A 6,525-nucleotide genomic window follows, 5' to 3' on the forward strand; every position below is an offset into this window, starting at 1 on the left:
TCCCATCGTTGTAGCCCCACAGTTGGGGCACGTCATAAGTATCATCAACAGCGATTTATTTAGATGTCGCTGATATTTCCTGGCGGTCACGTTTCGGTGAATGCATGGTGCTTATTGGCCTGCGCGCGCTTCGAACCTGGGCTATTCAACTCGGTGAAAAAGCCTGATAATAGGTCAGCTAGGTTGACCTAAATAGAATACGCTCCGCGGGAGGTGCGCCTTGACCCTGTTGAATCTTCTGGCCTCGCGTTCCTCGCGCATGAAGGCTTCGGAAATCCGCGAGCTGTTGAAGCTGCTCGACCAGCCCGACATCATCTCCTTCGCCGGCGGCATTCCCGACCCGTCGCTGTTTCCGGCCGAAGCCATCGGCGATGCCTACCAGGCCGTGCTGGGCGGCAAGGAGGCGGGCGCCGCGCTGCAGTACCAGGTCAGCGAGGGTTTCCTGCCGCTGCGCAAATGGCTGGCCGCCTATATGGGCAAGCTTGGCGTTCGATGCGACGAGGGCAACATCTTCATCACCTCCGGCTCGCAGCAGGCGCTCGACTATCTCGGCAAGCTCTTTTTGTCCCCCGGCGACACTGCGCTGGTGACATGGCCGACCTATCTCGGCGCGCTGCAGGCTTTCAACGCCTATGAGCCGCGCTACGACCGGCTGAACACCGCCGGCGGCAACATGACGCCCGAGGCTTATCGCGCTGCAGCGGCGGCCAATGGCGGCAAGGTGAAGTTCGCCTATCTGGTGCCGGATTTCGCCAATCCGACCGGCAATACGCTGGATACCAAGCAGCGCGAGGCGGTGCTCGACCTTGCAGGCGAGCTCGACATCGCCGTCATCGAGGATGCCGCCTACCGCGCGCTGCGCTATGACGGCGAGGGCGAACCGCCGATCCTTGCGCTCGATTGCGCCCGCTCCGGCGGCATCGATCATGCACGCACGCTCTATTGCGGGTCGTTCTCGAAGATCCTGTCGCCGGGCATGCGCGTCGGCTGGGTCTGCGCGCCGCGCCATGTGGTGGAGAAGCTGGTGCTGATGAAGCAGGCGTCCGACCTGCACAGCCCGTCGATCAACCAGATGGTCATGCACCGCGTCGCCGAAACCATCTTCGACGCCCAGGTGGAAAAGCTGATCGGCGCCTACCGAAAGCGCCGCGATGCGCTGCTTTCCGCGCTGGAAGCCGACATGCCCGCCGGCATTTCCTGGAGCCGTCCGGACGGCGGCATGTTCGTTTGGCTGACGCTGCCGGAAGGCACGGATGCCACCGAACTGCTGGCGCGCTCGATCAAGGAGGCGCGCGTCGCCTTCGTGCCGGGCAACGCCTTCTACGCCGACGGCACCGGCCGCAACACGCTGCGCATGTCATTCACGCTTGCCGACGGCCGCGCGGTGAACGAAGGCGTGCCGAGACTGGCAAAGCTGCTGCGGGGCTGACCCTCAAGAGGAGATCAGCAGCCGGCCGTCCACTCGCGCAGGCGTGATTGGTCGTGCGCAGGCGTGATTGTCCGCGCGCCAGATTCCTCGGCTAGTGTCGCGACCGATCCAACCCCCTGGATCGACCCGGCCGTGGGGTCCCACCTCTACGGTCCGAACGAAAGCCCCGACGGCCTCCACCGGCGGGGCTTTTTCATTGTCCCGGCAGGAGGCCGCGCTAGCTAGCCTTTTTCGGGCCGCTTTTCGGCTACGCTGCGTCATTCAGGGAGGATCAGATGACCTTGCGCCTCGGCTTCACCATGCTTGCCCTTGTCGCCTTCGCCGGTCAGGCGGCGGCCTTCGAGATCTCCAGCCCGTCGGTATCGAACGGCAAATGGGATGCGAAATATCTCGGCGACAAGCCCGGCTGCGGCGGGCAGAGCGTCTCGATCGCGCTTGCCTGGAAGGGCCCGCCGGCCGGAACGAAAAGCTACGCGCTGACCATGTTCGACACCGATGCCAATGGCGGCAAGGGCTTCTGGCACTGGCTGGCCTGGAACATCCCGGCGAGCGCCAAGGGTCTGCGCGAAGGCGCCGGCGCGCAAAGTGGCCAGCGCATGCCCAAGGGCTCTGTACAGGGCAAAGGCGGCGTCGGCCGCGCCGGCTATTTCGGCCCGTGCCCGCCGCCCGGCAGCGGCGACCATCACTATGTCTTTACGCTCTATGCGCTGGGTGAAAAGACATTGCGCATACCGGCCAACCCCTTGCCGGAGATGATCTCGGTCGCCGCCAAGAGCTCTGCGCTCGGCCAGGCGACCGTGACGTATGCCTTTGGGAGGTAGCGGGGCGCTGGCGACAGCCAATCTCCCCCCTTGTGGGGGAGATGCCCGGCAGGGCAGAGGGGGGCGCTGTCCCGCCAACCTTTCCAGCTAAAATCTGCTAAATCCGATCGCCGACTGTGCTCGGCCGATGCAAAACACCGGAGGCCGCGATCCTTCGCGCCCCCTCTGGCCTGCCGGCCATCTCCCCCACGAGGGGGGAAATCAGCAGTTCACTCCGCCGCTTGCAGCTTATCCTGCGTCCTAGTTTCGAAGTCGCTGGCGTCGTGGCGCTCGCGCAGCTGGAAGGCCGGATCGCCGGAAACGCGGTTGACCATGCGGCCGCGGCTTACCGCCGGCCGCGCGTCGATCGCGTCGGCCCAGCGCTGCACGTTCTTGTATTCATGCACCGACAGGAACTCCGCGGCGTTGGTGTAGCTGCGGCCCTTGGCGAGCCCGCCATACCAGGGCCAGACCGCAATGTCGGCGATCGTGTAGTCGGGGCCTGCGAGATATTCGCTCTCCGCCAGCCGGCGGTCGAGCACGTCCATCTGCCGCTTGGTCTCCATGGCGAAGCGGTCGATGGCGTATTCGATCTTTTCGGGCGCATAGGCATAGAAATGGCCGAAGCCGCCGCCTAGATAAGGCGCCGAGCCCATCTGCCAGAACAGCCATGAGAAGGTTTCCGCGCGCGCCGCGCGTTCGGTCGGCAGGAACGCGCCGAACTTTTCGGCGAGATAGGTCAGGATCGAGCCGGATTCGAACACGCGGACCGGCTTCGGCTCGCTATGGTCCATCAGCGCCGGGATCTTCGAATTCGGATTGACCTCGACGAAGCCCGAGCCGAACTGGTCGCCGTCGCCGATCTTGATCAGCCAGGCATCGTATTCCGCACCCTTGTGGCCGAGCGCCAGAAGCTCCTCCAGCATGATCGTCACTTTCTGGCCATTGGGCGTGGCCAGCGAGTAGAGCTGCAGAGGGTGCTTGCCGACCGGCAGTTTCTTGTCATGCGTGGGGCCTGCGATCGGCCGGTTTATCGAGGCGAACTCACCGCCATTCGGCTTGTTCCAGGTCCAGACTTTCGGCGGGACGTATTGGTTCATGTTGAAGGCCTTGCGTTTCGTGAAGGGCGGGCATCTGCCACGGATGCCGATAGACTTAGGTGCGGTTCCGCGCGCGTCAAAGAAAAAAGTTCAATCTTCGTTGAACTAGCGCTTATGCCAGCTTGGGCGAGGGGAAATCCGCCCTTGCACGGCGCTCCTTCGGCCATACTTATAGGCTGAGACCCGCAATGCAGGATGGACCGATGACCATCGAGAAAATTTCGCGCTCCGTCGTTGCCGTGCGCGCCACGGTTCCGGACGACGCCTTCACCGCCAATGCGCTGGGCACGCGCCGCGAGGGCAGCGGCGTGGTGATCCGCGACAATGGGCTGGTGCTCACCATCGGCTATCTGATCACCGAGGCCGAGGAAGTGTGGCTGACCGACCAGGATGGCCGTGTGGTGGCGGCGCATGCGCTGGCTTACGACCAGGAGACCGGCTTCGGCCTCGTGCAGGCGCTGTCGCCGCTCGGCCTGCCTGCGGTCCAGCTCGGCAATGCCAGGAAAGCCAAGATCGGCGATGCCGTGACGCTCGCCGACGGCATCGGCCAGCAGGTCGACGCCCATATCGTGACCAAGCAGGAATTCGCCGGCTATTGGGAGTATCTGATCGACGAGGCGATCTTCACGGCGCCCGCGCATCCGTCCTGGGGCGGCGCCGCGCTGTTCGACCGCGCCGGCAAGCTGCTGGGCGTCGGCTCGCTGCGCCTGCAGATGAGCCGCGCCGGCGAGGTGGCCGACATCAACATGGTCGTGCCTATCGATCTTCTGACGCCGATCCTCGACGATCTGATCAAGCGCGGCCAGGCGGCGAAGGCGCCGCGTCCGTGGCTCGGCGCCTTCTCGGCCGAGTCGAACGGCATGGTGGTGGTGATGAGCGTCGCCGAAGGCGGCCCGGCCGCACAGGCGGGCCTGCGCCAGGGCGACATCATCTCCGATGTGCGCGACGGCGAAGTCGACGGTCTGGCCGATTTCTACAGAAAACTCTGGCAGAACCCGGCCGGTGCGGAAATTCCGCTGCGCGTCGTGCGCGACGGCCGCGAGACCTGGCTGCGCGTCAAATCCGCCGACCGCAATTCCTTCCTGAAGAAGCCGCAGCTGCAGTAGGCTTGGAGCGCCGATGCATCCCAGGCTGCTGAAGACCTTTCTCGCGGTCGCGCGTACCCGCAACGTCACGCGCGCAGCGCGGGAGGTCAATCTCGCGCAGTCGAGCGTCAGCGACCAGATCCAGGCGCTGGAAACCGAGCTTGGCGCCAGCCTCTTCACCCGCTCGCGACAGGGGCTCACCCTGACGCCGGCCGGCGAGGCGCTGAAACCTTATGCCGAGGAGCTGCTGGCGCTTGCCGACGAGGCCCGCGCCGCGATTGATGCCACCAGCGCCGAGGCGGCCGGCGGCCTGTCGATCGGCGCGCTGGAGACGATCGCCGCGGCAAGGCTGGCGCCATGGCTCGCTGGTTTTCGCGCCGATCATCCCGGCATCGACATCAAGCTCCGGATCGCCGGCAGCGGCGAGTTGCTGCGCAGGCTGGGCGACGGCGAGATCGACGTCGCTTTCTGCTTCGAGCGGCCCCCGGAGATCGATGTTGGTGAGACGGACCGCCGCCTTGCCAGGCGCGTCGTGGCGATTGAGCCGCTGGCGCTGATAGCGCCGCCCGGCGACAACCGGGCGGATGTCGATCTGGCGGCCCTGGCCGAGAAGCAGTTCGTCGCCACCGAGACAGGCTGCGTCTACCGCGCTATGGTCGATAGGGCATTCGCCGAGGCCGGCCTCGATAATCCCAGCCTCGCCGCCGAAGCCGGCAGCATCGACGCCATTGCCGGGCTGGTGGCGGCAGGCGCCGGCTTCGGTCTCGTTCCGCGGATCGCGGTCGCCGCCGCGATCGATCGCGGCGAGGTGTCCGAGCTTGCCTGGCCTGGGCCGGTCCGCTCGGCGGACGTGGTGATGATCTGGCGCCGGCGCCGCGTCCAGCCGCCGGCGCTTAAGGCGCTGCTCACCGCCGTAGGGGAGGGCTTCGCCTTGGTCACACCAGGCGGTGCCCGCCCTCGACATGCAGCGTCTCTCCCGTCGTAAAGCCATTGCCGATCAGGAAGCGGATTGCGTCGGCGATGTCCTCCGGCTTTCCGACCCGGCCTACCGGCAGTCGTTTCGCCATCGCCGCAAGCGTGTCGTCCTTTTTGTCGCCGGCGACGAACTCCCAGATCGGCGTGTCGACCCAGCCGGGCGAGACGGCGTTGACCCGGATCGGCGCCAGTTCGACGGCCAAAGCCCGCACCAGCCCTTCCAAGGCGGCGTTTACGGCCGCGACGACCGCGCCGCGCGCCGCCGGCCGGTGGGCGGCAATGCCCGAGACGAAAGTGAGCGAGCCGGCTGACGGCAGCTTCGGCGCGCCGTGCTTGGCGAGCAAAAGCGGCCCGTAGAACTTGCTTTCCACCACCGTTTGCGCGGCTGAAAGCTCGATCTCGGGCAACAGCCGGTAGGCGCCGTCGATGTCGGCCGCCGTGCTGACGATATGGTCGAGCCTGCCGATGCGCTGAAACAGTGCGGCGACCTCATCCTCGCGGCCAATGTCAACCACCGCCGTTTCGAGCGTGTCCCGGCGGCCGAGGTTTTCCTGCGCTGCGCTCAGCTTCGCTTCGCCTCGCCCGGCGATGATGACGTGCGCGTCTTCCTCGAGGCAGCGCCTGGCGAGCGCCAGCCCCATGCCCGAGCTGCCGCCGACGATCAGGATTTTTTGCTTCTCCATGTCCGTGCCTTTCCTTTGCATGGACACTGATGTGGCAAAGCACGGCGTGGAACGGAAACGGAAGAAACCGATAGTGGTATCGGAGAGCCCGATGGCGTTCAGCCGATCTCCCCCCTTGTGGGGGAGATGCCCGGCAGGGCAGAGGGGGGCGCGAAGGAATGCGACCTTTCAGTTTCATCTGGATCGGATAGAACGAACGTCATTGTCGGTCGGCGGGACAGCGCCCCCCTCTGGCCTGCCGGCCATCTCCCCCACGAGGCAGGGGTGTCCGGGGAAAGTTATTCATAGGCGAAGCCCAACTGGTTTGGGGAGGTCCGGTCCATTCGGCGGCTCGGATTGACCGGAGGGCTTGTTGATGGCCTCGATTCTTCGGCGTTCGAAGAGGCATTGGGTGACCAGATCGGTGAAGCGCAGGATGGGCATGGCGATGCGGCAGGCGCGGGCGGCGATGCG

At 65.6% G+C, this 6,525-nt stretch carries 6 protein-coding genes and 1 pseudogene; 4 read left to right on the top strand and 3 right to left on the bottom strand.

The window, feature by feature from the left end; genetic code table 11:
- The first annotated feature begins 259 nt into the window (after positions 1-259).
- Both FJ419_RS25465 and FJ419_RS25470 read left to right on the top strand, forming a co-directional pair.
- The gene (locus FJ419_RS25465; protein ID WP_181170807.1) at positions 260-1,429 is read left to right on the top strand and encodes a PLP-dependent aminotransferase family protein; all 1,170 of its coding nucleotides are present in this window, start codon (positions 260-262) and stop codon (positions 1,427-1,429) included.
- Positions 1,430-1,704: 275 nt separating this feature from the next.
- Positions 1,705-2,250 (top strand): YbhB/YbcL family Raf kinase inhibitor-like protein, encoded by a 546-nt coding sequence (locus FJ419_RS25470; protein ID WP_140699679.1) that lies wholly within the window; start codon positions 1,705-1,707, stop codon positions 2,248-2,250.
- 209 nt (positions 2,251-2,459) lie between these two features.
- Here the strand turns inward: FJ419_RS25470 and yghU are convergent, their stop codons facing one another.
- The gene (gene yghU, locus FJ419_RS25475; protein ID WP_140699682.1) at positions 2,460-3,329 is read right to left on the bottom strand and encodes a glutathione-dependent disulfide-bond oxidoreductase; all 870 of its coding nucleotides are present in this window, start codon (positions 3,327-3,329) and stop codon (positions 2,460-2,462) included.
- Between the two features lie 203 nt (positions 3,330-3,532).
- Between yghU and FJ419_RS25480 the strand changes: the two genes are divergently transcribed.
- Positions 3,533-4,435 (top strand): S1C family serine protease, encoded by a 903-nt coding sequence (locus tag FJ419_RS25480; RefSeq protein ID WP_095768364.1) that lies wholly within the window; start codon positions 3,533-3,535, stop codon positions 4,433-4,435.
- A 13-nt stretch (positions 4,436-4,448) separates the two neighbouring features.
- Entirely contained in the window at positions 4,449-5,399 is a 951-nt protein-coding gene (locus FJ419_RS25485; RefSeq protein ID WP_140699685.1) for a LysR family transcriptional regulator, read from the top strand.
- Here the strand turns inward: FJ419_RS25485 and FJ419_RS25490 are convergent.
- Together FJ419_RS25490 and FJ419_RS25495 are read right to left on the bottom strand one after the other, a co-directional pair.
- On the bottom strand, positions 5,350-6,072 hold the full coding sequence (locus FJ419_RS25490) for an SDR family oxidoreductase (protein ID WP_246679377.1): 723 nt from the start codon (positions 6,070-6,072) through the stop codon (positions 5,350-5,352). The two genes, FJ419_RS25485 and FJ419_RS25490, sit on opposite strands and share 50 nt — an antisense overlap.
- 278 nt (positions 6,073-6,350) lie before the next feature.
- Positions 6,351-6,525 (bottom strand): annotated as a pseudogene (locus FJ419_RS25495) (IS4 family transposase); the annotation flags it as partial.

Source organism: Mesorhizobium sp. B2-6-2 (genome assembly GCF_006440615.1).
Taxonomy (GTDB): domain Bacteria; phylum Pseudomonadota; class Alphaproteobacteria; order Rhizobiales; family Rhizobiaceae; genus Mesorhizobium.

Coding starts and splice junctions, on each gene's coding strand:
- FJ419_RS25465 (WP_181170807.1), top strand. CDS start 260: ATGAAGGCTTCGGAAATCCGCGAGCTGTTGAAGCTGCTCGACCAGCCC.
- FJ419_RS25470 (WP_140699679.1), top strand. CDS start 1,705: ATGACCTTGCGCCTCGGCTTCACCATGCTTGCCCTTGTCGCCTTCGCC.
- yghU (WP_140699682.1), bottom strand. CDS start 3,329: ATGAACCAATACGTCCCGCCGAAAGTCTGGACCTGGAACAAGCCGAAT.
- FJ419_RS25480 (WP_095768364.1), top strand. CDS start 3,533: ATGACCATCGAGAAAATTTCGCGCTCCGTCGTTGCCGTGCGCGCCACG.
- FJ419_RS25485 (WP_140699685.1), top strand. CDS start 4,449: ATGCATCCCAGGCTGCTGAAGACCTTTCTCGCGGTCGCGCGTACCCGC.
- FJ419_RS25490 (WP_246679377.1), bottom strand. CDS start 6,072: ATGGAGAAGCAAAAAATCCTGATCGTCGGCGGCAGCTCGGGCATGGGG.